The 26478-nt window shown below is 61.3% G+C and carries 23 protein-coding genes and 1 pseudogene; 17 read left to right on the forward strand and 7 right to left on the reverse strand.

From position 1 onward, the window contains the following. Positions 1 to 49: 49 nt before the first annotated feature. Complete coding sequence (locus GZH52_RS14965; protein WP_163317647.1) at positions 50 to 2236, forward strand: ATP-dependent helicase; 2187 nt, start codon at positions 50 to 52, stop codon at positions 2234 to 2236. Continuing rightward, positions 2236 to 3204, forward strand: coding sequence for a DNA-binding protein (locus GZH52_RS14970; protein WP_163317649.1), 969 nt, complete (start codon positions 2236 to 2238; stop codon positions 3202 to 3204). The genes GZH52_RS14965 and GZH52_RS14970 overlap by 1 nt, the downstream gene beginning before the upstream one ends. Before the next feature lie 515 nt (positions 3205 to 3719). On the opposite strand, the gene GZH52_RS14975 is transcribed toward GZH52_RS14970, so the two are convergent. Beyond that, entirely contained in the window at positions 3720 to 4385 is a 666-nt protein-coding gene (locus tag GZH52_RS14975; protein WP_203525790.1) for an RNA-guided endonuclease InsQ/TnpB family protein, read from the reverse strand. A gap of 1358 nt (positions 4386 to 5743) precedes the next feature. Here GZH52_RS14975 and GZH52_RS14980 point away from each other — a divergent pair. From GZH52_RS14980 to GZH52_RS15010, 7 genes are all read left to right on the forward strand, one after another. Continuing rightward, positions 5744 to 6340, forward strand: coding sequence for a hypothetical protein (locus GZH52_RS14980; RefSeq protein ID WP_163317651.1), 597 nt, complete (start codon positions 5744 to 5746; stop codon positions 6338 to 6340). A 426-nt stretch (positions 6341 to 6766) separates the two neighbouring features. Further along, positions 6767 to 7501 (forward strand): hypothetical protein, encoded by a 735-nt coding sequence (locus tag GZH52_RS14985; RefSeq protein ID WP_163317654.1) that lies wholly within the window; start codon positions 6767 to 6769, stop codon positions 7499 to 7501. Between the two features lie 642 nt (positions 7502 to 8143). Next, complete coding sequence (locus GZH52_RS14990; protein WP_163317656.1) at positions 8144 to 8590, forward strand: LexA family protein; 447 nt, start codon at positions 8144 to 8146, stop codon at positions 8588 to 8590. Continuing rightward, positions 8572 to 9870, forward strand: a complete 1299-nt coding sequence (locus GZH52_RS14995; RefSeq protein ID WP_163317658.1) for a Y-family DNA polymerase — start codon at positions 8572 to 8574, stop codon at positions 9868 to 9870. Before GZH52_RS14990 ends, GZH52_RS14995 begins: the two co-directional genes overlap by 19 nt. 188 nt (positions 9871 to 10058) lie before the next feature. Then, a complete protein-coding gene (locus tag GZH52_RS15000) occupies positions 10059 to 11159 on the forward strand; it encodes an AAA family ATPase (protein WP_163317660.1) in 1101 nt (366 codons plus the stop codon). Continuing rightward, complete coding sequence (locus tag GZH52_RS15005; RefSeq protein WP_163317662.1) at positions 11156 to 12154, forward strand: ParB/RepB/Spo0J family partition protein; 999 nt, start codon at positions 11156 to 11158, stop codon at positions 12152 to 12154. The genes GZH52_RS15000 and GZH52_RS15005 overlap by 4 nt, the downstream gene beginning before the upstream one ends. A 934-nt stretch (positions 12155 to 13088) precedes the next feature. Continuing rightward, complete coding sequence (locus tag GZH52_RS15010) at positions 13089 to 14216, forward strand: hypothetical protein (RefSeq protein WP_163317664.1); 1128 nt, start codon at positions 13089 to 13091, stop codon at positions 14214 to 14216. A gap of 266 nt (positions 14217 to 14482) precedes the next feature. On the opposite strand, the gene GZH52_RS16930 is transcribed toward GZH52_RS15010, so the two are convergent. The 5 genes and pseudogenes from GZH52_RS16930 to GZH52_RS17155 all read right to left on the reverse strand — a co-directional run bounded on the left by GZH52_RS16930 (position 14483) and on the right by GZH52_RS17155 (position 17340). Further along, on the reverse strand, positions 14483 to 14653 hold the full coding sequence (locus GZH52_RS16930; protein ID WP_163317722.1) for a transposase: 171 nt from the start codon (positions 14651 to 14653) through the stop codon (positions 14483 to 14485). A gap of 39 nt (positions 14654 to 14692) precedes the next feature. Continuing rightward, a pseudogene (gene tnpC / locus GZH52_RS17150) lies at positions 14693 to 16338 on the reverse strand (IS66 family transposase); the annotation flags it as partial. A 168-nt stretch (positions 16339 to 16506) separates the two neighbouring features. After that, positions 16507 to 16710, reverse strand: a complete 204-nt coding sequence (gene tnpB, locus GZH52_RS15025) for an IS66 family insertion sequence element accessory protein TnpB (RefSeq protein WP_163317666.1) — start codon at positions 16708 to 16710, stop codon at positions 16507 to 16509. Continuing rightward, positions 16710 to 17015, reverse strand: coding sequence for an IS66 family insertion sequence element accessory protein TnpA (gene tnpA, locus GZH52_RS15030; protein ID WP_163317669.1), 306 nt, complete (start codon positions 17013 to 17015; stop codon positions 16710 to 16712). The genes tnpB and tnpA overlap by 1 nt, the downstream gene beginning before the upstream one ends. A 37-nt stretch (positions 17016 to 17052) precedes the next feature. Then, complete coding sequence (locus tag GZH52_RS17155) at positions 17053 to 17340, reverse strand: helix-turn-helix domain-containing protein (protein WP_163317671.1); 288 nt, start codon at positions 17338 to 17340, stop codon at positions 17053 to 17055. Positions 17341 to 18515: 1175 nt separating this feature from the next. On the opposite strand from GZH52_RS17155, the gene GZH52_RS15040 reads away from it, so the two are divergent. The 3 genes from GZH52_RS15040 (at position 18516) to GZH52_RS15050 (ending at position 20816) form a co-directional block, all read left to right on the forward strand. Continuing rightward, the gene (locus GZH52_RS15040; RefSeq protein WP_163317673.1) at positions 18516 to 19631 is read left to right on the forward strand and encodes a Fic family protein; all 1116 of its coding nucleotides are present in this window, start codon (positions 18516 to 18518) and stop codon (positions 19629 to 19631) included. An 81-nt stretch (positions 19632 to 19712) separates the two neighbouring features. Then, positions 19713 to 20243 carry a hypothetical protein gene (locus GZH52_RS15045; protein WP_163317675.1) on the forward strand — a complete coding sequence of 177 codons (531 nt, stop codon included), beginning with the start codon at positions 19713 to 19715 and terminating at the stop codon, positions 20241 to 20243. Positions 20244 to 20510: 267 nt separating this feature from the next. Continuing rightward, a complete protein-coding gene (locus tag GZH52_RS15050) occupies positions 20511 to 20816 on the forward strand; it encodes an HU family DNA-binding protein (RefSeq protein WP_163317677.1) in 306 nt (101 codons plus the stop codon). 480 nt (positions 20817 to 21296) lie between these two features. Here GZH52_RS15050 and GZH52_RS15055 read toward each other — a convergent pair whose 3' ends face one another. Then, on the reverse strand, positions 21297 to 22160 hold the full coding sequence (locus tag GZH52_RS15055) for an ATP-grasp domain-containing protein (protein ID WP_163317679.1): 864 nt from the start codon (positions 22158 to 22160) through the stop codon (positions 21297 to 21299). Between the two features lie 119 nt (positions 22161 to 22279). Between GZH52_RS15055 and GZH52_RS15060 the strand changes: the two genes are divergently transcribed. From GZH52_RS15060 to GZH52_RS15080, 5 genes are all read left to right on the forward strand, one after another. After that, positions 22280 to 22654, forward strand: coding sequence for an ArsR/SmtB family transcription factor (locus GZH52_RS15060; protein ID WP_163317681.1), 375 nt, complete (start codon positions 22280 to 22282; stop codon positions 22652 to 22654). Next, positions 22651 to 23124 carry an arsenate reductase ArsC gene (locus GZH52_RS15065; RefSeq protein ID WP_163317683.1) on the forward strand — a complete coding sequence of 158 codons (474 nt, stop codon included), beginning with the start codon at positions 22651 to 22653 and terminating at the stop codon, positions 23122 to 23124. Before GZH52_RS15060 ends, GZH52_RS15065 begins: the two co-directional genes overlap by 4 nt. 39 nt (positions 23125 to 23163) lie before the next feature. Next, complete coding sequence (gene arsD / locus GZH52_RS15070; protein ID WP_163317685.1) at positions 23164 to 23529, forward strand: arsenite efflux transporter metallochaperone ArsD; 366 nt, start codon at positions 23164 to 23166, stop codon at positions 23527 to 23529. Between the two features lie 10 nt (positions 23530 to 23539). Beyond that, positions 23540 to 25300 carry an arsenical pump-driving ATPase gene (gene arsA, locus GZH52_RS15075; RefSeq protein ID WP_163317687.1) on the forward strand — a complete coding sequence of 587 codons (1761 nt, stop codon included), beginning with the start codon at positions 23540 to 23542 and terminating at the stop codon, positions 25298 to 25300. Between the two features lie 130 nt (positions 25301 to 25430). Next, positions 25431 to 26471 (forward strand): permease, encoded by a 1041-nt coding sequence (locus tag GZH52_RS15080; RefSeq protein WP_163317689.1) that lies wholly within the window; start codon positions 25431 to 25433, stop codon positions 26469 to 26471. Positions 26472 to 26478: the final 7 nt, after the last annotated feature.

A 26478-nucleotide genomic window follows, 5' to 3' on the forward strand; every position in this document is an offset into this window, starting at 1 on the left:
CGCTATTATGCTTGTAATAATGCGCCACCCTTCAGAACCAGGATTCTCTTTGATCGACACCCTCACCCCCGAGCAACAGCGCGTTGCCCTGCATGGCGATGGCCACGCGATCGTCGATGCCGTGGCCGGCAGCGGCAAGTCACACACGCTGATCGCCCGCATCTTCACCCTGCTCGAGCGCGGCGTGTCGTACAAGCACATCCTGGTGCTGATGTTCAATGCTCAGGCGCGCGAGGAATTCGGCCACCGCTTGCAGAAGACCGCCGACGCGCAACGGGTGCTGCACACCCCCGACGTGGCGACCTTCCACGCCTTCGGGCTACGGCTGTGCAAGGCCTTCGCCAAACACGGCTGGTTGCCGCACCGGGCGCTGATGAAGGAAGGTCAGCGCGACGCGCTGGTGCGCGAGGCGATCAAGTCGATCAACGGCCGCCTCAAGGCCGAGGAGCAACTGGAGAGCGATCAGGAGGCCGTGCTGGCGGTAGCGGATCTGGACGCCTACCTCAAGGCCGAATTGCTCTACCACGACCCGGCCTTCACCGAAGCCAACTTGAAGGAGAAGGCCAAACGCCTGCAAGTCGTGCCACCGCTGGTGCGTGCTGCCATCGAGTACGAGTCGCTGCGGGTACGCCGCGGCCTGATGGACTACATCGACATGCTGCACGACCCGTACACCGTGTTGCAGCACGAGCCGGCCGCCGTCGAGCTGGTGCGCAACCGCTACGCGCACTGCCTGATCGACGAGTTCCAGGACATCGACGAGCTGCAGATGCAACTGGTCCGCATCGTCGCCGGCGACCGCGCACAGATGATGGTGGTCGGCGACGGCGACCAGTGCATCTACGCCTGGCGCGGCGCCAAGCCCGAGTACATCGTGCACCGCTTTGGCGAGCTGTTCCCGGACACGGTGCGCTACGCGATGACCACCACCTTCCGCTACGGGCCACAGGTGGCGACGCTGGCCAACGGCGCGATCCGCCACAACCAGGCGCGCATCGACAAGGCCTCGCACAGCGCCGCCGGTCTCGACACCGACGTGCGCCTCTACAGCTACGGCGGCGGCTCCGGCAACGCGGTGCTGCGTGCACTGGACCACTGGGACGGCCGGCGCGCCGACAGCGTGATCCTGGTCCGCGAGTTCGCCCACTCCATCCCGGTCGAGATCGCCCTGTCCAAGGAAGGCATCCCGTACCGGCTCGCCGGCGTGGATCCGTTTTGTGACCGCAAAGAGGTGCTGTCGCTGTACGCCCACCTCGCCCTGTGCCAGCCGGAACGCTGGCCAGCCATGGGCGAAACGCGATGCACCGCGCTGCTCGAAGCCCTGCTGACCGTGCCGACGCTGTACCTGCGCCGCGAAGTAGTGGAGTCCACCGCGCGCCAGATCGCCCAGGCCGTCACCGCCGAGGGCGCCCACCCTGCCCCCTTGTTGCTGAACACGCTGGGCCGCCTCGCGGCGGACTCGCGCGGCAAGGCGCTGCCCGAGATGGTCAAGCGCCTCGAACGGATGGCCAAGACTAAACCCGGCACTACCGCCGCCGACGTGCTCGACTGGCTGATCGACGACATGGCGTTGCTGCGCTTCTTCCTCAATTCGGCCGGCAGCAAGCCGCGCGCGCTGGCCAAGTGGGCGATGGTCAAGTACGTGGAGGCGTTCGCCGAGCAGGACAAGCTCTCCTGCGCCGGCCTGCTCGACGCGCTGGACGCCATCCAGTCGCAGCCGCACGACGGCGGCGACCGCGTGCTGATCACCTCGGCCCACCGCGCCAAAGGCCTCGAGTGGCCGCACGTCATCGTCAGCGAACTGGAGGAAGGCAGCTTCCCCGGCGAGCAAAGCGACGACCTCGAAGGCGAACGGCGGCTCTACTACGTGGCGATCACCCGCGCCCGAGCGCGCCTGTCGCTGGTGCTCCCCATCGACAAAACGCTGGAAGAGGTGCAGCGCTGCCAGCGGCGCAACCTGCCTGACCCTAAGGAGATGACCGCCAGCCGCTTCGTGTACGAGAGCCTGCACGCCGCGGCTCAAGGGACGACCACGCCGGCCGCCACGCCGCCTGCAGACTTCCCCCGTCCCGAGGACTGCGACTCGCGCGCGGCGTATGAAACCGCGCTCTCGAGCTACCTGCTGGAGAAAGGCATCGCCGAGGCCTTCACCGAGCAGGCGGTCACGCTGTTCAGCAAACACCACGCCCGCCGCTGGCGCTCGACCAGCAAGACCGAACACAGCAAGGACTTCTAATGGCCAGAACCTCTTCCCTCGCCTACGAACAAGTCGCCGCCATCTGCGCGCAGATCGCCGCCGGCGGCCAGCGCCCGACCATCGCCCGCGTCGCGGTAGCGCTGGGCAACAAGGGCTCGACCCGCGTGATCTCCAGCTACCTGACCCGCTACTTCGAGGAGAGCGGCAGCGCCCTGCAGATCGAGCGAAATACCCGCCCGAGGTGGAGTGACGCCGAGAACCTGCAAGCCGACCTCTTCCTCAACCAGTTGCGTGACCTGGCGTTTACCCACGCGCGCGCCGCCTTTGACGGCGAGCGGCTGGCACTGCGCGAGCAACACGAGGACATGCTTGAACGCGTGCAGGCGGCCGAGGACGCCGCGGCGGAGCTGGTCGAGAACAAGGAGAAGCTGGAGGCGGTCATCCAGCAGCAGACCGAGCAGCTGGCCACGCTGCGCGACGCGTACATCGGCCTGCAGGACGAACTGGAGAACACTCGTGCCGAGTTGGCCGGTTGCCAGACCCGCCTCGAGCACGCGATGGGCGAACTGGTCAGCCAGAAGGACGCGATGGCCACGCTGGAGCGCGAGCTGAACGCGCGCCGCGAGGTGGAAGTTGAGCAACTGCGCAGCCAGTTGACCGGCGAACTGCACGCCGCCGGCGCTGCGCACGCCGCCGAACTCTCGCGCGAGCGCGAGATCGCCCAGGGCGAGCGCGCCTACCTGATGGAGCAGACCCACGAACTGCGTCAGGCCCTCACCCGCGAGAAGGAAACACTGGAAAAGGCGCTCGTCGAAGCACGCAAGGACGCAGACGCGGCCCGCACGCTGGCCGCCCAGTACCGCACGGATCTCGCCGTCGAGCGCGGCCGGCTGGAGGAGCGCGCCGGGCAACTGGCCAAGGCCGAGCAAGGCATGGAGGTGCTGGCTGCGCGGGTTCAGGCACTTGAACTGCAATTACCGGTGGAGAGATCCGGCGACATGTCTTAGCGTGAAGCCCCGTCAGGAGAAAATCTTTAAGTTGCGTTTTCGGGTAGTCACGTTGACCTAGGCGGGACTCCTCAGCAGGAAGCACGGTTCTCGATCAAGGCTCATCTGCTGACCCATTGCTCACCCGCCTTCTCCTCGGGGCTTTGGGCCCAACCATCACACCACCTTTCTCAAGCGCGGCCTGAGCCACAGGATCATCCTCGACGCTAATCGACCACCACGCTTCGATCTCGCTGCGATTTCGACGTAGATACTCGGCTGTACGCGCCAGTGTGGCGACATGGCTCATATCAAGCTGAACCGGTTTGCCAACTATGCTGGCATCGATTTTATGATTTTTCCCCATACACCCCTCAGTCGATAAGGAAATTTTTGACATCCTCCCCACCACCTCGCTTCGCGAGCCGGCCTTGAAACCGTGGCGGGGATTCCCAACGCGTCTGGCCGCTAGGCAGCCAGATCGCCTCGACGGGTCAATCATGCCTAAAGCATGAACATACCCCTCACTTCGCAGGCTAGCTGGCAATGTCCTGCCCTTGCTCCAACACGGCCTCGCCATGGTGAAGCACATTCATCGCCCCCACCAGATCAGCATTTTCCTCGAAGCTGCATTCAACACAGCAAAACCGCGCTTGCATCTGACGATTCAGTTTCGAGACATGGCCGCAGGCCGGGCAAGTCTGACTGATGTGGTGCGGCGGCACCGTGATCAGGTGCCCTCCGCGCCAAGCCAGCTTGTAGTCCAACTGGCGCCTGAACTCGAACCAGCCCTGATCGAGGATCACCTTGTTCAGGCCGGATTTTGCCCGCTCGTGCCTACCCAGTTGTTCGGCATCGCCCGCCACAGACTTCGACATAGCCCACAGCTTCAGGTCTTTGATACAGACAATCACGCGGTTTTGGTTGATTGTGGTCGTGGCCTGGAGCAGGAAGTCTTTGCGGACGTTGCCGATGTGGGCATGATGCAACTGGACGCGGGCTTTCGCCTTCTTCCAGTTGTTCGAGAATTTAGTTTTCCGACTCAACGCCTGCTGCGCCTTGCGTCGCATGGCCTGATGCCGTTTGAAGCTGTTAGCCGGGGCGATAAAGCCGCCATTGCTCAAGGTGGCGAAGCGGGCGATCTCCAGGCCAATACCGACAATACAATGACCACAATACCGACTTGCCGGAAGACGACGCAAGGGTGCTTCTTAATCAAAGGACGCCCGCGTCGCCCGCACTCTTGACATTGGGCTGAACATCGAGGTTTGTCGCGCACCTCGGTCACCGTAGCCCATGGCTCGCGTTTTTTTGATAGTACCAAGGATCAGCGCAGAGTGTTCGGGGGGGGGGGCGATCCAGTCTTCAAACAGGCCACGCTAAACTTGAGCGCAGCCCTGAATAAGCGCGGTTTCACCTACGAAAAACTTGCGCCCATGCACTTTAACCATCTCAGTTTCGGCGCGGCGTGTCTCTACGTCATCACTGATCGCGATCAGCCCGTTGCCGTAGCCGCTTGGCGGCGGCTACACAGAGGCCGCCTTCACCGCACTGTGGCCAACGTCCAAACCGAAAACCGACTAATGTTCATCTTCGCACCTCTTCACTTTTAGGGTCAGGGCGACGCTCTCCGCCGCCTCTCCGTCATTTCCAACTTACATTGTGCATCATGCATCTGTGCATCTTGCACCGGTGCATCTTGCGCTGGATTTAAAGGTATTTATTCACGCTTCGCTCATGCGACTAATACTTACAATAAAAATATTATTTTCATTGCGGTATTGAGTCGACCCAACCCACTTCACCACGCTTGGCTCGTCGTTTTTTCGACTCGATCAGGATGCAGAACTTGGCCAGTTTCGACACCCTAGTAGCCCCCCGACATCGGAAGTGTGCCGACACCCTAGTAGCCCCCCCGTAACCCCATTAACTTTATTTATGCGTGAAGCCCCCCCTTACCTCGATCGTCAGGACACTTCGGAAAACGGCGTTATCACCTTTGCCGACACCTACCGCGCCCCGTTTTTTCCGGCCTCGAAACAAGAGTGTGAAGCCGCGCTCGCACCACCCAACCAGCCAGCAAGGAACGACATCGCGGAAGGTCACACATCACTGAATGCCCCGACCCAATGGAGGACTGCGCAGATGCACAAGTGCAAGATGCACCAGCGCAAGATGCACAGGTGCATGACTGTGCATTGCTGGGTCGGCAGGCAGACCCAGATAGCTACCTACCACCCGATAACCGCGCTGCACCGGAAGCAACCTTGCCCATGGTTGGCGGCGACGAGGACTGGCCGATGGCCGATGACAGGACACGACGGGAAGACGCCTGCCCAAGGGTGGCACGATGACAGGCTGGCTGCCGGCCGGATGACGGGTCGAGGAGGAAGCCTGCCGCCCAAGGGTTCCAAGACGGAGACGCTGGCCGCCGACGACGAACAGGCCAAGCAGGAAGATGGATGCCCATGCCGGCACGACGGCGAGGGTGTGATTTTTGATAGCGCGTGGAGATGGAAGCGGACAGCCCATCGAGCGCAATGCACGACAGGAGACAGACATGAACAACGGCGCACTGAGCATGTTGCCGGAGACGAGCACCCCCAGCTCAATCGGGCGGGACCACTTCACCTGGATGGAGAACCGCATGGAGGAGCGGCTGCAGCGAATACGCACGGCCCATGCGATGCTGGTGAACGTGGATCTGCTCATCGACCTCGCGGGCAAGATCCTCGAGATCTCGCAACCGCCCATGGAGGGGAAGCTCGGCCTGCGGTGGTGGGTCAAGAACGAAGGGCGGCGCACGCCAACCCTAGTCCGCTGGGAGAAAGGCAAGTCGAAGCGGTTTAAGCCCATTGCCATCCCTGTAGCTGGTTGCGAGCGGCGGGTGAAGACGCGGGAGGCATTCGAGCCTGGCGCCCCCCTGACGCTGGCGACGATGGGCATTCTGGCCAAGCTGCTCAAAATGCACGAGAGCCTGCAGAAGACCCAGCTCAACTTCGAGCGCTCCGTGATCCCGCAGATCGAGGAGTTCGGCCCATTGCTGGCAGACCAGCTCAACACGCTCGAGGGGCTGGAGCGGGACGCCCATGCACGACTCGCCATGTACGCAAAGATCCCGCCCATGACCACGGACACAGCCGAAGACTTCGAGTGAGCAGACTGGCCGGCACAGCGCTGGCCGCCCATGTCTTCCCCCGTCCAACCTTGCCGAGCACGCTCGGCTTAACAGTTCGTGACGCGCCCCGTTCCCCTGTCGACCAACCTTGTCGATCAAGCTGGCTTAACAGTTCGTGACATCCCCGTTCGATCATCGACCAACCTTGTCGACCACACCGGCTTAACAGTTCGTGACACACCCCGTTCGACCAAGCCACAACCTTGCCAACCAAGCTGGCTTAACAGTTCGTGTCGGTCGTGCCATCCCCGTTCGCACGCTCCCAACCTTGCACCGCCGACTGACGTAACAGTTCGTGACGCGCCATCGCCTGCAACTTCCTCGCCAGCGCCCGCCATGAACCCCGCCCATGCGGCATGCGCCGCAATAGGTGATATGCTATGAACGTATCAATGAGGATTTGCCATGCCCACCCCATCGCTCATCGAGCGCGTCGCCGAATATCACCAACTGTCTAGCGCAGCGGTGGAAGACCTATGCGAGCGCTTCCCCGCGGCCGACATCACGGACTTGCGACAGCCATCCCCTTTCCAGCCGGAAGGGAAAGACGGCCAGTCCTCCAAGCTGCTGCTCCGGCTGCCGAGCGCCGCACGCGCTAGCGCGAGCCAGTGGGTGCAACAGCTCGACTCCTTCGCCCAGGGCGTCCTGGCCGAGTTCAAGCTCGAGGAGCTGCGCGCCATCCGACCGCCGACGCTTCACCTCGACGTGCTCCACTCGTCGATCAACTTCAACGTGGCAACGTCCGTCGAGAAGATCGACCTCATCGAACTGGTGAACCTGCTCAGCGAGTGCCGGCGAGCCCTTCCCAGCTTGTCGCCTGAAGACCAGGTACGCGTGACCGCCGAGCTGAAGGCCGTGAACGCGGCAGACCCGACAACGCTTCGGTTCATCCGCACGAGTGGCACGGCGTATGTCCTGCGGTCGATCACCATCGACGACCAGTCCCTTCGCTCGAACGTGAACCACCTGGTCGTTCTGGTTGGCGCGGGTGACGCGCTGCCTGAAGTGTTCTGGGGACGACCACGCCGACGTCGCAACGACATCAAGACCAGGATTCCCCTGCTTAGCTGGCCTGGTGGCTACTACGTCGACGATGGCAAACGACGGAACGTCGCACCCCGTCAGATTCACCAGCTCTGAGCCTGCACCTGGTCGGCGACCAGACCAGTATTCGCGGTAGATGATAGGCTTTTCCCCTATCTTTTATTGAAAGCGCTTTCGCCGCCAACGAGCGGCGCGCTGTCGGCTCACTGACCTTGAGCCGAGAGTCGCTCAAGGGGCAGACCGGCCGCTGGCGCGGCCCGCAGCCCGCAGGGTGAGGACACGGGCGGACGGCTGCGCGAAGCCTTGCCCTTGACCGACGACGGCGACCCCAAGCCTCTGCGTCTGGATGCAGGGAGGGGGGTTCTCCCTGCAATCCTGACGCTCAAGCGGGCGACGCTTGCGGCGTGCGGGGCCGCCCCCGCATGAAACATCCCGCGCAGCGAAACATTTTCCAATTATCCGAACACCATGCATACGCAGTGTGGCAAGCTTGCTCAACACGACCAAACCTGCAAGCTTTCGCACAGATATTGCCAACATCTGATATTCACAATTTCTGTTGAAAACCCGGCCGCGACGGCGCCGGCCACCCTCGCAACCCTTGCCCTGCCTGCCTTGCGCGTGCCGCCTGTTTTTTAGGCAAACTGGCGGCCAGGTGTACCAATGCCGCCGCCCCATTGCACGGTGGCGTTCACTGCGGCACACTTGAATAGTGCTTCTTTAATCAAGTGTGCCGTGATGACACAGTCCCTGCACCCCGTCGCCCTTGCGCCGGCCGCCGCCACTACCACGCTGATGCTCGCGCGCGTGCAGGCAGGCTTCCCGTCACCGGCGGCCAGCTACGCCGCCGGCGCGCTCGACTTCAACCAGTATCTGGTCGCCCACCCGCCGGCGACCTTCGCGCTGTACGCGGCGGGCGACTCGATGAGCGACGCCGGCATCGACGACGGCGACCTCCTGGTAGTCGACCGCGCGCGCGAGGCGGCCAGCGGCGACATCGTGATCGTGCAACTCGCCACCGAATTCACCGTCAAGCGCCTGCGCAAGACGCCGGCCGGCCTCGAGCTGCATCCGGAAAACGCGCGGGTGCCCTACCCGGTGCTGCGCCCGGGCGGCGACGAGGAGTGGCGGCTCATCGGCGTGGTCACTTTCATCGTCAAGCACGCATGCCCACGTTCGCGCTGATCGACGGCAACAGCTTCTACGCAAGCTGCGAGCGGGTGTTCCGGCCGGACCTGGCCAAAACGCCTATTGTGGTGCTCTCCAACAACGACGGCTGCGTGGTGACCCGCACCCGCGAAGCGAAGGCGCTCGGCATCCGGATGGGCGAGCCGTATTTCGAGGTCGCGCATCTGGAACGCAAGGGGCTGCTGACGGTGTTCTCCAGCAACTACGAGCTGTACGCCGACATGAGCCGGCGCATGATGGACACCATCGGCTCGCTGGTGCCGCGCTTCGAGGTGTACTCGATCGACGAGTGCTTCGCCGACCTGACCGGCCTGCCGGACGACCCCACCGGCCTTGGCCAACGCATCCGCGCGCGCGTCGAGCAGTGGGTCGGGATCCCCACCTGCGTCGGCGTCGGCCCGAGCAAGACACTGGCCAAGTTCTGCAACCATCTGGCCAAGCGGCACGGCAGGCTTGCCGGCGTGCTCGACTGGGGCAGCCTATCCCCGGAACGCCAGACCAAGGCACTGGCGAGCGAGCCGGCGGCCGAGGTGTGGGGGATCGGGCGCAGGCTCGCCGGGCAACTGGCAGACATGGGCGTGGACAGCGCACTGGACCTTGCCCGCGCCGACCCCGCGCTGATCCGCCGCCGCTTCGGCGTGGTGGTGGAAAGGGTGGTGCGTGAGCTACAAGGCATTTCTTGCCTCACGCTGGAGGACGTCACGCCGCCGCGCCAGCAACTGGTGCGCAGCCGCAGCTTCGGCACGCGGCTTGACGAGCGCGACGCACTGGCCGCCGCCCTCGCCCACCACACCGCGCAGGCGGCGGCCGATCTGCGCGCGCAAGGCAGCGTCGCCGGCCTGATTGGCGTGCAACTGCACACCCACCGCTTCCGCGAGCAGGACGCGCAGTATCACGCCTGCGACTGGCAGGCGCTGCCGGTGGCAAGCTGCGACACGCTGGCGCTGACCCGCGCGGCGCTCGCGCTGCTAGACACGCTGTACAGGAAGGGTTTTGCGTACAAGAAGGTCGGCGTAATGCTGAGCGAGCTGCAAACGGGCGCCGCACGGCAGGCCGACTGGCTCGCGCCGGAAACCGCCCCCGCGCGCCTGGCGCTGTTGGGCGCGCTCGACACCGTCAACCACCGCTACGGGCGCGGCACGCTCAGGCTGGGCATCGAAGCGATCGGCCACGGCTGGCAGATGCGCCGCGACAAGGCGAGCCCGTGCTACACCACCCGCTTCGCAGAACTACCGCGCACGAAATCACCTAAATCGGTTGTCCAGTGTCTGTCGTAACGTGCGCTCGACAGAGTTTTTTCAGGAAAAAAATCCAAAACTCTGCCCATCAAGACGCAACATTGTCTGTTTTTTACCAAAAACAAACAAAATTCTGCATCAAACATACCAAAACATGACCGAATCCAATTGACTAAGGATAGGTACTCAACATAAAGTCACCAGTATCTAACCTATGGTGTACTCACATGTCTTCTGACGGCACCCTCAACAATCTGAGCTTCAGCCCGAAATTCGTATCCGACCTGCTTGGAACGACGCCTGGCTACATCCGTAAACTGGAAGAAGATCTGGGTGTCGAAGTGGGCCGGGTAATGCGCGGCTCGGTCGAGGCGCGTTCCTACTCGCCAGACAATGTCTTTGAGTTGCAGTGGCGACGTCGAGCAAAGGGAGACCTCAAGGGGCTCTCCAGCCAGAAGATCATCACCGTTTTTGTCCGCAAGGGCGGCGTGGCAAAGACCACCTTGGCGGTCAACCTAGCCATCAACCTCCAGTTGCAGGGTTTGCGTGTCCTGTTGGTTGACAACGACCCTCAGGGCGATGCGACCTCGATGCTGGGCTACGACCCGGATCGCTCCCCCGAAGACCTCAAGGAAGAAGGCCTGTCCGCAGACCTTGGCATCACAGGCCACTGGGGCAACCTGCTGCCGCTCCCGAATTCGCGCAACGAAGCAATGACGCTAGACCAGCTGATCAAGTACCCCTTTGGTCAGTACGGGCCCCATCTGGTCCCGGCTTATGAAGCGTTGGAGGACATGAATACCAGCCTCAATGCCTCGATGCATAGCGACTTGCGCTACAGCCTCTTCATCGCCAAGGCACGCAATGGTGAAATCCCGGGTGTCGACCTGTCGGTCTACGATGTGATCATTTTTGACAACTCGCCGTCGAGTGCTGCACTCAGCCGCAACGCGATGGTCGCTGCAGACATGCTGGTCTGCCCGATCCGTTTCGATAAGTTCTCTTTGCGCGCACTGAGCCGCCTAGAAGACATGCTGGTCGAGTTCTCTGACGCTACCGGCCGTTCTCCCGACGTCGTGCCCGTGCCGACGATGTTCAGCCGGACCCGTCCGCGCATGCAGCGCAACTTGGCCACACTTGCCGAGCGATTCCCGAACCACATCACCGAACATCAGTTGCACCAGACCGAAGACTACAACAAGGCGCTGGATGAAAACGTGCCGATTGCTTTCTTCAAACAGGCGACGCCACTGAGCATCGAGGCGATGCGCTCGGTCAGCATGGAAATCCTCGGTCGACTGAAGGCACTCGATGGAGGCAAGAAATGACCCGCGGCCGTCCCCTTGGCGTCGACCAGTTCCAGCGCGGACCTTCCCGCCTGCCTAAACCCAGCGGGTCCGTCTCGCTTGAAGATCTGGTGCGAAACTTCGACGAGCAAGCGCCCTCCCCTGCTCCCGACTCGCCCGCCAAGCTGCCGACTCAGGGAGAATCGTTCGACATCCTGTCGATGGAGCTAATCGACGAACCGAAAGTCAGGCCGCGCTGGCATTACAGCACTACAGATGTTGAGCGGATGGCGCTGGACTTTCTGCGCGTTGGTGACGGCAATCCGCTCAACGGCCAGATCACACCGATCACTGTGTTTGCCAAACCTGATGGACGCTACGAAGTGATTGATGGATTGACCCGATTGAAAGCCATGCGCTCGATCCAGGTCACGGACACCATCAAGGCCGTCATCAAGCCTGCAATGAGCGCTGCGGACGCCTACCGGATGGGCTTCGATGCCAACGAAGCCCGCACCTCGATGTCTGACTACGACCGGGGCATGAGCTTCCATGCAGCACTCGAGCAAGGCGTGTTCGCGAGCCAGGATGAAATCGCGCAGTCGCTTGGCGTCAACAAATCCCTCATTTCGATGGTTTTGAAGTTTTCCAAGCTTGACGTCAGCCTGCTGGAAATCATCGAGTCGAACAAGACGCTGTTTGGCAGCACTGCTGTCGACCGCATCCACGCCCTGCAGGAACGTGCGGGGCTCGACAAGGCTAAATTCGCTGCAACCAAAATCACAGAAGGCTGGTCACAGCAGAAATTGCGCGAATACGCCACCAAGCAACTGGAGCATTCCAGCGGTAAAGGCCGCAAGCGGGCATCGTCCAATTCCCGTCCGATCGCCGGCGTTGGCAAGATCAAGTTCAACGACAAGGCTTTCAGCGTCGCACTGGACCTGACCAACCTCCCGGCAGACGGCATTGCACGCATGGCAGAAGAAGTCGAACGCGTATTGCTCAACCACCTCAGTCAGATGAGAGACACGGATTGAGGTCCGCATTGGAAACATGCGCCTATCAGTTCAGTCGACTGACCTTATTAGTCGACGAACAGGCCATCGCACTCCCTCCCACTGAGTTCAGTCAACTGAACTCAGTGGGTTCATGCATTGTTTTCAGGCATTTCTCGAGCGGGTTCAGTCAACTGAACTTCCCATGGACAACAACCGTCTCCACCCGACTGAACATGCTGAACGGCGCCCCGAAAAGCGCATGCACCAACAACGTGTTCAACCGAGTGGCAGTGGAAGCATTACCCCATCACCTCGCACCCAAGTTCAGTCAACTGAACTGCGAACATCTTGATGCACTCGCACGAATGATGCTCGCCCAGTTCAGTCGGCTGAACTCGCAATTTTTCCTGCAACGGACCGATACGTGGAAAAGCCAGTTCAGTCAACTGAACTGGCCTTCTATCCACGCCTCGGCAGCAACCGCATCCACCCGACTGAACTTGCTGAACGGTTTGCCGAAGGCGGCAAACCAAATCAGCGAATTCAACCAAGTGAACGGGGACGCACCAGTTCAGCTGGCGACAGCACAGTTCAGTCAACTGAACTGTGTACATGTATATGCACAAGCGTGCCAAACTCACGCACGGTTCAGTCGACTGAACCTATCGTTTTGGCCGTTCAACGCAGGCGGGCGCAATCGCCAGTTCAGTCAACTGAACCAGACGACAACGCCAGCGCCGCAGCACTCCCTTCTGACCAGACAGTTCAGTCAACTGAACTGTCCACCAACCAAGCATGATCCGAGTGGCGGTAGACCACCACATAGGGATCCAAGACCGCCGCACACTCGGCGGACCAAGCCAAAGGCCTCAGTCACACGACTGAGGCCTTTTTCATTCCAGATCATTTTCAGCAAGACGCCCACCCCGCACACACACAGCCAGGTGGGCGTCGGCTTTTATGAGGGTCAACCATGTCTACATTGACCAACTTCCCACACAAGCTTCTGGTACTACAGACCGCCTTGCGCATGAACCGCCTGGCCATCAACACCGAATTGTCCGGTGCCGGCGAAAAGGACCTGGTCGCCGCATTGATCTGCTTTCTCGACTCGGCGGACTACACGCGCCCGATCACGGCTCACCGCAAGAAAATCGCGGATTTCGCAGATTTGGCAAAAACAAGCTTTTTTAAGATTTTGGGAAATTTAAGAAAAAAAGGAATTATTGAGCCAATGGGGGACGACAAGACCCTACGCTTCACCGCCCGCGGTGCGGCGCTGCTCGCCGAAAAGATTGAAAGCAAGCCCACCAATGCCAAGACTGGCTTGCCGGAAGGCTTCTTTCGGGTCGGCCGCTTCACCTTGCCGCGTCCGTCGATGACACTCCTCGACAGAGGCGTGCAGCCCATCCAGATCGCGACCCTGTTGCGCGAAGCGAAGCGCCTAGGCGTCAACCTGCAGCAGCGCCTGAAAGAATTCGGCCAGTTGATTACGCGTTACAGCGGAGAAAACCTGTTCCTGGTGTTCCGCAGCTTCCTCAAAGAACCGGAGAAGTACCGCCAGCATGTGCAAGCCGCCAGCGCGATCAAGCAGCTCACCCAGAGCCAGCGCCTGTTGCTGCACCGGATCACCGACGGCTCGTTGCCATTACTTGCCAGCGGCGAAACGCTGCGCAGCGAAGGAAACACCTTCATGCTGAGCCGACCGGAAGTGCAGGGCGGTGCACCGCTGCCAGTCGGCCAGGCGGATCTCTCGCGGTTCGAGCAGCGAGCCCGCCAGGCATGCGAACAGTCCCGCTACACAAACGAGCAAACAACCGTCGCACCTGCTGCCGCAGACTGGTTCGAGCAGTTCGCCCGGCTGCCAGAAGCGGACCAGATCCTTGCCGAGAACAAGCCGCGGCACGCCTGCGAAGGCCGCTACTTCGAGCGCGCAGGCGTTCAGTACAAAGTCGAGCTGATAGAAGGTGAGCGCGTCACGCTGCTGGAGTTTGGCCAAGACCAACAGGTGCGGGTGGCCTACCGCACACTGGCCGACCTTAACTGCAATCGGATCCACTGGCTGGACGAGGAGGGTGGTTCGCGTAGCGAACAGTATTAATCCAGCCTTTGGCTGACCAGAGTAAACAAAGGTTTAACCAACAGCGGTCGTTGCTTGAATGCAGGAAAAACGGCGACCATTCGTGAATGGTAAGTTTCCTGCGATCAGGGCTGCCTTGGCAGAATCTCCAGTCATGGGTCTGGTGAAGGGGAGAAGGTTTTTGGGAAGCGCAGTTACCACTTCAGTTGATCAGTTGCGCGGTAAACCTCGCCCTTCATGGCGGAGAAGGATAGCGCGGACGGCGTAGCCATCCTTGCTTTTGCCGTTCAGTGTGGCGTCTGCTGTTGTTCGATGTATTGGCGGATGATTTCGATGGGTGCGCCGCCGCAGCTTTCGGCGAAGTAGGAGGGTGACCACAGCGCACCGCCCCACAGTTTCTTGCGGATGCTGGGGTAGTTATTTTTGCGGATCATCCGTAAGTGCTCCACCAACCCCATCCTTGCAAGGGGCGTTACGCAGTGATGAGATGTGTGTGGGGGGGAGAGATTCCACGGCAGCAGGGCTTCATAGTGCTCGACGGTCGTGGCATGCGGGAGCGTCCGCAGCACGTGGCGCAGCCACAGGTAAGACTCTATCCCGTTGGCCTTGGCAGTCACCACCTGCGAGTAGAACAGCGCGCTGGCGTGCGCGCAGGCCGGCGTGTCCGAGAACAGCCAGGCCTTGCGCCCCACCACGAAGGGGCGGATCTCGTTTTCGGCGGGATTGTTGTCGATCGGCAGGTCGACACGAGCCAGGTAGCCGGTCAGCCGCGGCCACTGCCGGCGCAGGTAGGCCAACGCACCGCCCAGCACCGATTTCGGCGACATCGTCGGCTGTACTTCGTCGAGCCAGTTCAGCAACTGGTCGAGGGTCGCGCGGCTGTGCTGTTGCCGTTGCGCCCGGCGCGCGTCGTCGCTCAGGTCGCGGCACGCCTTTTCGATGGCATACGGTTGGCTGATCAGTTTCAGCGCATGGTGAGCATGCGCCGCGCGTGCCCGGCGGTTGGATCTTGCCCGCTTCGACGAAGCGGCGCCGTGCGTGCACCCTGCAGCCCAGTCGGGTCACGCCTTCGCGCTCGCCGACTGCAGCGTAGCTCTCCAGTCCGTCGGTCATCAGATAGCCCTGCCAGCCTTCGAGCAGCCTGAGCGGTACGGCCTGCGACCGGCTCCTGTCGTAGTCGAACAGGATTACCGGCCGCCCCGCTGCACCCACATCTGGCTCTTGCTGGTTGCGGCGCGGTCCTCCTCCTTGAGGACTTGTAGCGGCGTTTCATCCATATGGATCACATCGTGCGAAAGCAGCGCGTCGCGCATCAGGTTGGCGATCGGTTGCAGGGCCTGTGCGGCGCCGATCACCCAGCGGGCCAGCGTCTGCCGAGGCTCCTGCACACCGCTGCGCGCCAGCACGTACTGGAAGCGCGCCAGCGGCAGTCCGTCGACGTACTTCGTGGTCAGAGCATGGCCAGCAGGTCGTTACTGGCATTGCTCTTGGGGAGCACCTGCGCCGGCGGCGGCGCGCTGATGGGGGCGTGTTCGCCCGAAGGACAGGCATAGCGGACGCGCAGATGGCGCAGGATGCGCACCTGCATCGGAATGAGGTCAAGCTGTTCGCTGGCGCTCAGCCCGATCTCGACCATCGGTTTGTCGCAGCACGCGCAGATACGCTCATGCTCGGGCAGTTCGTGGCGGATCTCGATGCGCGGCAACTCGGCCGGCAGCGGTTTGCGCTTGCCGCGGGCCTTCGGCGGGCGGGACGTTTCGGTGGGCGGCGGCAACGGCGCGACTTCGCTGGCCTCGGGTGCTGCCTCGAGCAGCGCCTCAGCTTCTTCAAATAAGTCATCCTAGCCGGCCGACTCGCTGCGAGACCCGAAGGTGCGCCGCCGGGCCAGCATGATCTGCTCGTAGAGTTCGATGACCCGTGCGTTGAAGGCCTGCTGCAGTTGCTGTTCGCGGTGCTCGAAGGTTTGCTGAATCTGCTGTTCGCGATGCTCGGGGGCTTGCAGAAGCAGAGCCTCGCGCTCGCTGAACGCCTGTTGTTGTGCGAGCAGCATCGCCTTGAGTGCAGCCGGATCATCCGGCAATGACTCTTGGGTCACCGGAGGGGTATTGCAGCGTAGGCTCAAGGCATCAGCATGTCTAAACATGCTGCCATTATATCCTAACGTGCTACGAAACAGCTTTGAAATGTAGCGATTGATGGGGTTTGGCCGCCCACAGGTCGAATTCTTCCAGCAGCCATTCCAACTCTTTGGCCGTGAGCGTGCAGGTGGCCTCGGTTGTGCTTGCGGCAGGCCAGGCGAAGCGCTCGGCCTCTACCAGAGGCAGAAGCCGTTCCGGTGCCAGTACAACGCCTTGATCTTGTCACGGCGGCGGTTGATGAACAGGAACAGCGCGTCGGCGAACGGATTCAAGCCCAGCGACTGCTCGACCAGGGTGGCCAGGCCGTCGATGGATTTGCGAAAGTCGATGGTTGAGCGGTACAGATAGACGTCGCCGATGGGGGGCCCGGGATGCATCAGCGACGCCCACCATCCAGCGCGCGGGCCAGCGCCGCCAGCCAGGTGGCATCCGGCAGGCTGGCGCAGCTCAGGCGCAACGCGTCGCCGATGGCCAGCGTGCAGGCAACGGGTGGCAGGTCGGTCTGCAGCCGCACAGCGACAAAGGGGTTACCTGCGCCGCCCGCCTCGGCATGCAGGCGCTTGCGCCAGTCATACAAAGCGGAGACTGACAGGCCCTCCTGCTCGGCGTAGGCCTTGGTGGTGATGCTTTCGCGCTCAATGGCCGTAAGGTGTGCCGCCCAGAACTGGGAGCGATTGGACATGCCCGGACTCCGTGAAAGATGGGATCACGAGCATGACCTAGTCAGCCTGAGGGTGTAAGGATGGGGGTGGTGGAGCACTTACGAACAAACGGTGCAACGGCTGTCTCGACCGGCCTTTGGTGCGAAGGTGCTTGCGGTAGGTGCGCTGCGCTTCCGATGCCCTGTAGCGGCCGGAGACTGAGCGATTACGCCGCAGCTCACGGCTGATGACGCTCTTGCAACGCCCGACACGCTGGTCGATGGCGGTCGGCCCGTATCCTTCACTCGCCAACAGTTGAATCTGGTATCGTTCACCCTCGTGAGGTGGTGGTAAGACATTCTCCATGCCCTAGGCTGGCCGGCCAAAAGTCGGGAAAACTACCCCATCTCACCGCCCTTCGCCCAGCACCACACCTGTTGCACTTATTCGCTGAATCCGCCCTGTAAGAGTCTGTTATGTTGTTGTTTTTCTATGACTTTGAGCGTTCCATTATCCGGCTGTAGTAGACGGTGGTCAGAAGGTCGCCCATTTTTCGACACTAAAACGCACCTTTAGCCTGGCCTCTAGGGCAGGCTGTGGATTGATTTTCTAAGACATTGATTTATATGGAGGCTGATTTTTGGACACTATAACGCACCTTTAGCCAGCGTCCCTCCCAGAAAACCAGTGCATGCCATTGTTTTGTATGGGTTTTTTCTAGCGCCTATTTTCGGACACTAAAACGCACCTTTGCAGAATTTCGGACACTGGAACGCACCTTTAGTAGTGGGAAAGTGGCGTATGTTCTTGATTTTTCGCAAGAAGTGAATTTTGGACACTGGAACGCACCTTTGAACTGACCCTAGTTCGGTAAGTCCTTGATTTTTCATGGGCCGCACCTTCCTCCAGCGACCTGAATTTCGGACACCAGAACGCACCTATGACAATTCACCCACAGGGATGAACTTGCATCAAGTGCTTGAATTTTCAGGTATTTTACCTCCTCCCTCGCGTGCGCGCGCGTAGGCGTGCGATTGTTGTTGTTTGTATTTAAAAATAAACAACAAGAACTAAGTAGGTCCTACTAGATAACTACAGCGCGCACGGAACGCTGGCCAGGTCTGTAACCACCAACCTGCAGACATCACAGAGGGCATCCTGCCGACGAGATAAGTCGATAGCGACAAGTCACAGTCACTATGCGAGACGTCAGCGCACGAACTGGTGTGGCAAACAGCTAACCATGCTGCATGGCAGTGGCGGGTGCATCCAAGTCCTCAAATGCCGGCCATGACGTGAAATGCGACACAAACTTTGATTTGCAGGTGCATAGAGGCCGCTAGGATCGACGATCTACTCGCTGGGTGGGTGGGGGTGGTCAAGCGAGATAAAAATCGAATCTTGGCATGTTTGCGTCGATTTTTAGGGGGTCGTGTCAACGAGTGCGTGGTGAGCAATGCTGGACTGCGCGGGTTCGCAGGCCTCGCTATCTCGGCGAGATGCGGCTTGTGGTTGCGGTGAATACGCGGCTTAATCTCCGTATGGAATGCGGTGAAAATCTCTATGGGTGGCAGGAGTCAGACTGGACGAAGTGGTGCTACGACCTGAGCAAGCTCGTTGCTCCCCTAGTTGAGGTCAGTCGCGCCCAGGGTTTGTTGCTCGGCCGACTGGCGGATGTCGGCCTGGCGCTGCGCAACCAGGCCTGCTTGGCCGCGCTGACTGAAGATGTCGTGAAAACCAGCGAGATCGAAGGGGACGTGCTCAACGTAGCGTCCGTACGATCATCCATCGCGCGCCGCTTAGGCGTCGACATCGGCGCGATTGTGCCCGTTGATCGGCACGTCGAGGGCGTCGTGGAGATGGTGCTCGATGCGGTATCCGGCCATGCAACGCCTCTGAGTGCCGACAGGCTGTTTGGCTGGCACGCTGCGCTGTTCCCCACTGGCTTCTCAGGGATGAGCCGAATTACGGTCGGCCAGTGGCGCGATGATGCAGACGGCCCAATGCAGGTGATCTCGGGCCCTGTCACGCGACGCAAGATCCACTACCAAGCGCCACCTGCTAGCGAGCTGCCGACCGAGATGGCGCGGTTCATTGAGTGGGCGAATGCCGACCCGGGAGAGCCGGCGCTGATCAAGGCAGGGCTGGCGCATCTGTGGTTCGTGGCCTTGCATCCTTTCGACGATGGTAACGGCCGCATCGCCCGCGCGGTGGGGGATCTGTTCCTCGCTCGGGCAGATGGGAGCCGGCTGCGCTTCTATAGCCTGTCGGCGCAGATCCAGCGCGAGCGCAAGGACTACTACGAGATCCTTGAGCGCACGCAGAAGGGGACGCTCGACGTGACCGTTTGGTTGCTGTGGTTCCTTGGCGCGCTGGAGCGAGCGATCGCCAACGCACACCTCGTGCTGAATGGCGTGCTGACCAGGGCGCTATTCTGGCAACGCTGGGCGGCCACACCGATGAACGCGCGGCAAATCAAGTTGCTCGGGCGGCTACTCGATGGGTTCGATGGAAAGCTCACTTCGAGCAAGTGGGCGGCGATTGCCAAGTGCTCGCCGGATACCGCGCTTCGGGACATCACGCACCTGCTGGACCTGGGCGTGCTGAAGAAGCAGGCAGGAGGCGGGCGAAGTTCGAACTACGAGCTCACAGATTGATTGATCATACCCCGTATCATTATTGGCGATGAGATGGCCTGCCGTTAGCGTTGAAACGGCAGGCTTATTATACTGCCTTCCATGCAAACTATATTTCGCGAAAACGCATCAAAAAAAGAAAAAGCATACACGCTATTTCTTTATTTTTGGATTGCGCTAATTTTATATGGTGCGTGGACTAACTTTGATTCAAGGATTCGCTTTGATGGAAGTATGTTCTTTTTGTCTTTATTATGCGGTTGCGTTTTAATCTATCCTCTTTACGCTGCAAATCGGCAACGTATTAAGATGGATGATTGGGAGGCTTTTAAGACGAAAGTTTCTATATTGTTCATGGTGCTTTTTTCATGCGTATCAGTTTGGTTTAATTTTTCTGAATCAATTCCTGCCATCTACACAGAATGTTTCGGAAAGCCATATTTAGAAATAGTTCAAGTTGAAGAGAAGTCCAATGGCCCCCGTAGGGGGTGTGGGCCAAGAATAAAAACTTCAAATGGCGAGTACTGCGTTCAAAATGATTTCTTTAGCAAGGTTCGCGTGAATGATTCAGTTGTTCTTTATGGAAAATCTTCTGGCCTTGGTTTTAAGATCACGCATTTCTCGCTAAAGTAAATTAGGAGTCTTTTCATGCGGTGCCGAGTGTATTGGTGGCTGCGGTGTTTATTGATACTACCGTACTCGCGTACAAAAAGCGCGAACACGCGGAGGAAGATCACTGCCATAGTTCGAGCTACGAGCTGACAGTCTGATCAATGGTGCCATTGATCGCGGACGTAGGCGGCTGCTGTTGGACTGGCCTGATGGGGGGCGATCTGTAGGCATCGTACAGCGCAGGCGTAAAATATGTCCTGCTATTTCAGAGCGAATCGGTAAACAAACATGGAACTAGCTAAAGAACTGGCCGCACGTATGAACGTCGACCCTAGCACTATCGAGGAGTATTTTCGACAGATGGCTAAGCTGATCGAACGCGAGATCTCAGAAAAAGGCGAGGTGGCTGTGCCCCACCTCGGGCGGTTTGAGCGGCTGACCCTGCCTGGTGGCGTGCGGTATGACCCGCAAACGCGTCTGCCAACAATGTTGCCCCAAACCGACACGATCACTTTCGCGCCGATGATTCGGGCTAGGGCCTACTGCTCCAAGGTAGCGCAGCTGAACCAGTGCGGCGTGCTTCACATGTTCTGACTATCGACGACGATGCGACCCTAGAAAGGAACTAGCAATGTGGTATGACGAATTCGTACCTTTGCTCCCGCTTACTGTGACAGTAATTTTTCTCTGCGTGTTTGCGATTCTTGGAACGCGAGACGATCACGCCGACAAACACCGCGGTCGTCGACAAGCTTGGCGTCGCATGAAGCGGCCGTGACAAAAAACCGACCCGGCAGGGACTGCGAAGTTGTTGGTAAGACAAAGCATGCACACTCGGGCGCTTCAAGAGATTGACCGGCTGGCCAGGCGGCTGCAGAAGGCACCTGCCATGTAAGCAGACGCACGACAGAATTCTCCCAAGCGTCCACCCAGCTGGTCGCAGTAGCGCCAAGACCCCTTGTCCGGCGGAAACCGTAAGTCGATCACGTTCAAACGGCGACACGCAAATCCCGTTAAGACTTCACATCTATGGACTAATCAGGTGATCAGCCAGACCACTTCGCTCGCGGCCACTCAACCTTGCAGGTGGCGGACAAAGGTGAAGAAGTAGGGGCAGAGGCTGCCGCCGAAGCGCGGGTTGATCTCGAACACTTTGGGCACGCCGCCTTCTTCCTTGTAATTCACGCAGCACAAGCCCTCGAAGCCGAGCGCGGACAGCATGTCGCCGAACAGCGCGAGGTGGCGTACGGCGACCGGCGCCCAACTGGCGGGCGTCTTGCCCTTGACCGGGGTGTCGTCGTCGAAACGGTAGCGGATGTTCAGCGCGTGTTCGACGCGGCCGCCGCGAAACAGCAGGTGGGTCGCGAACTCCTCCTTTCCCTGCACCAGCGCCTGGCAGAAGTAGTCCGGGTCGGCGAATAGCGGGGCGTAGCGGCGCAAGTCCGTTTCGTCGCGCACCACGTGGCAGTGCTGGCCCATCACGTCGTGCCGCCGCTTGACGATGAAAGGCAGGACGAGCTCACTGGCCTCGGCGATGCGCGGCAGCGCATGGGCAAAGCCTGCGGTGTACAAATGTTGGTAGAAGTGCTGTTTGTCGTCGCACAGCATAACGCTTTCGGCGTTAGGCAGCGGCAGCGGATTATCCGCCCACAGCCTTTGTGGCTGCTGCCTGAGCGCGAGCAGCGGTTCGATGTCCAGCGGGACGACCAGGTCCGCGTCCGCGAGTGCCTGACCTTCCAGCGGCGCAAAGTGCAGCGTATGCGGGCTGCCGGCGAAACCCTTCCTGAGCGTGTCCTCCCACCCCGGCTTGGGCGAGAACAGGATGCGCCATGCGTCCGGCGTGCCGCGCCGGCGTACCTGCCAGCGGGACGAAAGCAGGAAGGCTGCCTTGCGCAGACGGGCGTCGGTGCGTTGTAGCGCGGGAATGAGGGTGCTCATCGGGGACTCCTGTCCGGTTACGCCTTATTTTTAGCAAATACGCCAATGTGTTTTTTTAAATATTTAAGATTGCAAAATCTTGCTGGCAAACACTTCAATATTCGTCGTAATATAGAAACATGGAAAACCAGACCGCCACACTACTGTTCGAGTCGCTCGCCTCCGGCATCCGCCTCGACGCCTTCCGCCTCTTGGTCAAACACGGCCACGCGGGCCTTGTCGCCGGCGAGATCGCCAGTGCGCTCGATATCGCGCCGAACAAGCTCTCCTTCCACCTGAAGGCGCTGACCCATGCCGGCCTGGTGTCGGTGACGCAGGAAGGGCGCTTCCAGCGCTACCGCGCCAACCTCGCGCTGATGCTTGAGTTGATCGCCTACCTGACCGCCGAGTGTTGCAGCAGCGAGCCCGGGCAATGCCTGGACGCGCGCGCGGCTTCATCGTGTTCTGCCGCACTGCTGCCTCCTGTTTCAACCGTTACGGAACCCAAACCATGAACGTGCTGTTTTTGTGTACCGGCAACTCGTGCCGCTCCATTCTCGGTGAAGTCACCTTCAACTATTTGGCGCCTGAAGGCTGGCGGGCGATGAGCGCCGGCAGCCAGCCCACCGGCTACGTCCACCCGCGCTCGGTCGCGTTGCTTGCGCGCGAAGGCATGAATGTAGACGGCCTCGCCAGCAAGAGCTGGGACGCGCTGCCGGCCACGCCCGATATCGTGATTACCGTGTGCGCGTCGGCCGCCGGCGAGACCTGCCCGGCCTACCTGGGGCCGGTGCTGCGCACGCACTGGGGTGTGGACGACCCGGCGCACGCGACCGGCACCGACGAGCAAATCGACGCGGCCTTCATGGCGGCCTACCGCACCCTGCGTGCACGTATCGAAGCGATGTTGGCGCTACCGCTGGATACGCTGGACCGTGCCGCGCTCAAGGCCGAACTCGACCGCATCGGCCGCGAGGTGAGCTGATTTTTTCGGCAATATTTCAATACCAATAGGAGCGTTGACATGACAAAGATTGAAATCTTCGACCCTGCGCTGTGCTGTGTCAGCGGCGTGTGCGGCACCGAGGTCGACCAGGCGCTGGTGACGTTCGCCGCCGATTTCGACTGGGCGAAAGCGCAGGATGCGGACATCCGCCGCTACAACCTGGCGCAGGAGCCGCTCGCGTTCGCCGAAAACGCGGTGGTGAAGGGCTTTCTTGAACGTTCCGGCGCCGACTTGTTGCCACTGACGCTGGTAAACGGCGAGATCGCGCTGACCGGCCGCTACCCGCGCCGCGCCGAACTGGCGCGTTTTGCCGGCATCTCGACTTTTGCCGCTGCCAGCGCACCGGCCCAGTCGTGCTGTGGTGGCAACACCGGCTGCTGTTAAGGAGTCGACCATGCATTTTCTCGACAATCCGCCACCCTTCCTGTTCTTCACCGGCAAGGGCGGTGTCGGCAAGACTTCGCTTGCCTGTGCCAGCGCGCTGCGGCTGGCCCGCGCAGGCAAACGGGTGCTGCTGGTGAGCACCGACCCGGCGTCCAACGTGGGGCAGGTGTTCGGCCAAACCATCGGTCATGCGATCCGTCCGATCGCGGCGGTGGAAAACCTCTCGGCGCTGGAGATCGACCCGCAGGCTGCGGCACAGCAGTACCGCGACCGCATCGTCGGCCCGGTGAAAAACGTGCTGCCCGAAGCGGTGGTCAAGGGCATCGAAGAGCAACTGTCCGGCGCCTGCACTACCGAGATCGCCGCCTTCGACGAATTCACCGCGCTGCTGACCGCCCCCGCGCTGATCGCGGACTACGACCACATCGTGTTTGACACCGCGCCGACCGGCCACACCATCCGTCTGCTGCAACTGCCCGGCGCCTGGTCGGGCTTCCTCGACGCCAACCCGGACGGCGCGTCTTGCCTGGGGCCGCTGTCCGGCCTTGAAAAGCAGCGCACGCAATACCACGCGGCGGTCGACGCGCTGGCCGACCCGGCCAAGACCCGGCTGGTGCTGGTCGCGCGTGCACAAGCATCGACGCTGCGAGAAGTCGCGCGCACCCACGAAGAGCTGGCCGCCATCGGCCTTGGCCAGCAGCATCTGGTCATCAACGGCGTGTTCCCGGCGACAGAAGCCGGCGACGACGCGCTGGCGCAGGCGATTGTCCGTCGTGAGGCGGCGGCGCTCGGCCAGTTGCCCGCCGCTCTGGCCGGCCTGCCGCAGGACCGCCTGCCGCTCAAGCCTTACAACCTAGTTGGCCTGGCTGCCTTGGAGGCTTTGCTGTCCGACGCAGTTGAGCCAGGTGCAGCGCCGGCAACGGTGGCTCTGCTACCGGCCGGCATGTCCTCGCTCGCGCAACTGGTCGACGGCATCGCCGAGGCCGGCCACGGCCTGGTGATGGTGATGGGTAAGGGCGGGGTCGGCAAGACCACCATCGCCGCCGCCGTCGCGGTCGAGCTGGCGCGGCGCGGCTTGCCGGTGCACCTGACCACCTCCGACCCGGCGGCGCATCTGGGCGAGACGCTGGGCGAGGCGGTGCCTGCGCTCACGGTCAGCCGCATCGATCCGGTAGCCGAGACCGCGCGCTACCGCGACGAGGTGCTGGCGAGCAAGGGCAGGGATCTGGACGCGGCGGGCCGTGCGTTGCTGGAAGAAGACCTGCGCTCGCCCTGCACCGAGGAGATCGCGGTGTTCCAGGCGTTCTCGCGGGTGATCCGCGAGGCCGGGCGCAAGTTTGTGGTGATGGACACCGCGCCGACCGGGCACACCCTGCTGCTGCTGGACGCCACCGGCGCCTACCACCGCGACATGGTGCGCCAGATGGGCGACAAGGGCCTGCACTTTGTCACGCCGATGATGCAGCTGCAGGACCCGGCGCGCACCAAGGTGCTGATCGCGACGCTGGCCGAGACCACGCCGGTGCTGGAAGCCGCCGCCTTGCAGGCCGACCTCATGCGCGCCGGCATCACGCCGTGGGCGTGGGTGGTCAACCAGAGCGTCGCCGCCGCCGGCGCGCGCTCGCCCTTGCTGGCGAGGCGTGCGCAAAACGAGGCGCGTGAAATCGACGCAGTGCTGACCCGCCACGCGCGGCGTGTTGCCTTGTTGCCGCTGCTGGCCGAAGAGCCGGTAGGCGCGGCGGCACTGGCGACGCTCGCGTCATCGTCCTGAATCAGCAGCCCCGCTTCGGGGCTGCTGCCGCAATCGTTTGCCTGTATGCTTTGCGTCATTTCAATAATTGTTGTATCGTAGAAGCGATGAAATTTAATCACTCCCGTCCGGAGTGAAGAAAGAGCTTGTCATGTTTTCGTTTTCCATGGCGTCGCTGCAGTCTGCGGCGGCTATGTTCGTGTTTCTGGCGCTGGAGCTGTCCCTGCTGTTCGTGCTGATCAGCTTCGCCGTCGCCGTCATCCAGCACAAGCTGCCGGCCGGCAAGGTGCAGTCGCTGCTCAGCAGCAAGAAGGGGAGCGGTTATCTGACCGCTGCCGCGATCGGCTCGGTCACGCCGTTTTGCAGTTGCTCGACCATTCCGATGCTGAACGGCCTGCTGCGCGCCGGCGCCGGCTTCGGTCCGACCATGACCTTCTTGTTCGTGTCGCCGTTGCTCAACCCTATCGTGGTGGGGCTGTTGTGGATAACCTTCGGCTGGAAGGTGACGCTGGTCTATATGGCGGCGACCTTGCTGGTCTCGCTGCTGGCCGGCGTGCTGCTGGAGCGCTTGAATTTCGGTCGCTACGTGAAGCAGACCGCGCCGAAGGCGTCATCGTGCTGCGCACCCAAGCCGGTCGAAGCCAAGACTCCGTGCTGCGCGCCCAAGCCGGTCGAAGCCAAGGCGTCGTGCTGCGCGCCCAAGCCGGTCGAAGCCAAGGCGTCGTGCTGCACGCCCAAGGCGGCGCAGCAGCCTGCGCCAGAGAAGGCGAAGCTGCCCTGGCGGCAGCTGTGGCGCGACGCGCTCGGCCAGTTCCGCGCGGTGTTCCCCTACCTGATGCTGGGGGTGGCCATCGGCGCCTTTACCTACGGCTTCGTCCCCTCCGAGTGGATCGCCGCGCACACCGGCCGCGACAACCCGCTGGCCGTCCCGCTGGCGGCTGTGGTGGGCATTCCGCTTTACCTGCGTGCCGAAACACTGATCCCGATGGCGTCGATGTTCGCGCTCAAGGGCATGGGACTGGGCGCGCTGATGGCGCTGATCATCGGTGGCGCGGGTGCCAGCCTGACCGAACTGATCCTGCTCAAGGCGCTGTTCCGCAAGCAGATTCTTGCCGCCTTCCTGGTGGTGATCATCGGCACCGCCATTTCGGCCGGCTATCTCTTTACCGCGCTGACGCCGTGGCTGGCGTGAGCGTCCT

Origin of the sequence: Crenobacter caeni (genome assembly GCF_010435965.1) — a bacterium.
In the GTDB taxonomy this organism is placed as follows: Bacteria; Pseudomonadota; Gammaproteobacteria; order Burkholderiales; family Chromobacteriaceae; genus Craterilacuibacter; species Craterilacuibacter caeni.

What these genes read in the sequence shown, in the direction of transcription:
- GZH52_RS14985 (WP_163317654.1), top strand. Translation starts at nt 6,767, where the DNA reads ATGCCCACCCCATCGCTCATCGAGCGCGTCGCCGAATATCACCAACTG.
- GZH52_RS15065 (WP_163317683.1), top strand. Translation starts at nt 22,651, where the DNA reads ATGAACGTGCTGTTTTTGTGTACCGGCAACTCGTGCCGCTCCATTCTC.
- GZH52_RS15080 (WP_163317689.1), top strand. Translation starts at nt 25,431, where the DNA reads ATGTTTTCGTTTTCCATGGCGTCGCTGCAGTCTGCGGCGGCTATGTTC.
- GZH52_RS15055 (WP_163317679.1), bottom strand. Translation starts at nt 22,160, where the DNA reads ATGAGCACCCTCATTCCCGCGCTACAACGCACCGACGCCCGTCTGCGC.
- GZH52_RS15045 (WP_163317675.1), top strand. Translation starts at nt 19,713, where the DNA reads ATGCAAACTATATTTCGCGAAAACGCATCAAAAAAAGAAAAAGCATAC.
- GZH52_RS16930 (WP_163317722.1), bottom strand. Translation starts at nt 14,653, where the DNA reads ATGGGGTTGGTGGAGCACTTACGGATGATCCGCAAAAATAACTACCCC.
- GZH52_RS17155 (WP_163317671.1), bottom strand. Translation starts at nt 17,340, where the DNA reads ATGGAGAATGTCTTACCACCACCTCACGAGGGTGAACGATACCAGATT.
- GZH52_RS14990 (WP_163317656.1), top strand. Translation starts at nt 8,144, where the DNA reads ATGACACAGTCCCTGCACCCCGTCGCCCTTGCGCCGGCCGCCGCCACT.
- GZH52_RS14980 (WP_163317651.1), top strand. Translation starts at nt 5,744, where the DNA reads ATGAACAACGGCGCACTGAGCATGTTGCCGGAGACGAGCACCCCCAGC.
- GZH52_RS15040 (WP_163317673.1), top strand. Translation starts at nt 18,516, where the DNA reads ATGGAATGCGGTGAAAATCTCTATGGGTGGCAGGAGTCAGACTGGACG.
- tnpB (WP_163317666.1), bottom strand. Translation starts at nt 16,710, where the DNA reads ATGCATCCCGGGCCCCCCATCGGCGACGTCTATCTGTACCGCTCAACC.
- tnpA (WP_163317669.1), bottom strand. Translation starts at nt 17,015, where the DNA reads ATGTCCAATCGCTCCCAGTTCTGGGCGGCACACCTTACGGCCATTGAG.
- arsD (WP_163317685.1), top strand. Translation starts at nt 23,164, where the DNA reads ATGACAAAGATTGAAATCTTCGACCCTGCGCTGTGCTGTGTCAGCGGC.
- GZH52_RS15005 (WP_163317662.1), top strand. Translation starts at nt 11,156, where the DNA reads ATGACCCGCGGCCGTCCCCTTGGCGTCGACCAGTTCCAGCGCGGACCT.
- GZH52_RS15060 (WP_163317681.1), top strand. Translation starts at nt 22,280, where the DNA reads ATGGAAAACCAGACCGCCACACTACTGTTCGAGTCGCTCGCCTCCGGC.
- GZH52_RS14970 (WP_163317649.1), top strand. Translation starts at nt 2,236, where the DNA reads ATGGCCAGAACCTCTTCCCTCGCCTACGAACAAGTCGCCGCCATCTGC.
- arsA (WP_163317687.1), top strand. Translation starts at nt 23,540, where the DNA reads ATGCATTTTCTCGACAATCCGCCACCCTTCCTGTTCTTCACCGGCAAG.
- GZH52_RS15010 (WP_163317664.1), top strand. Translation starts at nt 13,089, where the DNA reads ATGTCTACATTGACCAACTTCCCACACAAGCTTCTGGTACTACAGACC.
- GZH52_RS15050 (WP_163317677.1), top strand. Translation starts at nt 20,511, where the DNA reads ATGGAACTAGCTAAAGAACTGGCCGCACGTATGAACGTCGACCCTAGC.
- GZH52_RS15000 (WP_163317660.1), top strand. Translation starts at nt 10,059, where the DNA reads ATGTCTTCTGACGGCACCCTCAACAATCTGAGCTTCAGCCCGAAATTC.
- GZH52_RS14995 (WP_163317658.1), top strand. Translation starts at nt 8,572, where the DNA reads ATGCCCACGTTCGCGCTGATCGACGGCAACAGCTTCTACGCAAGCTGC.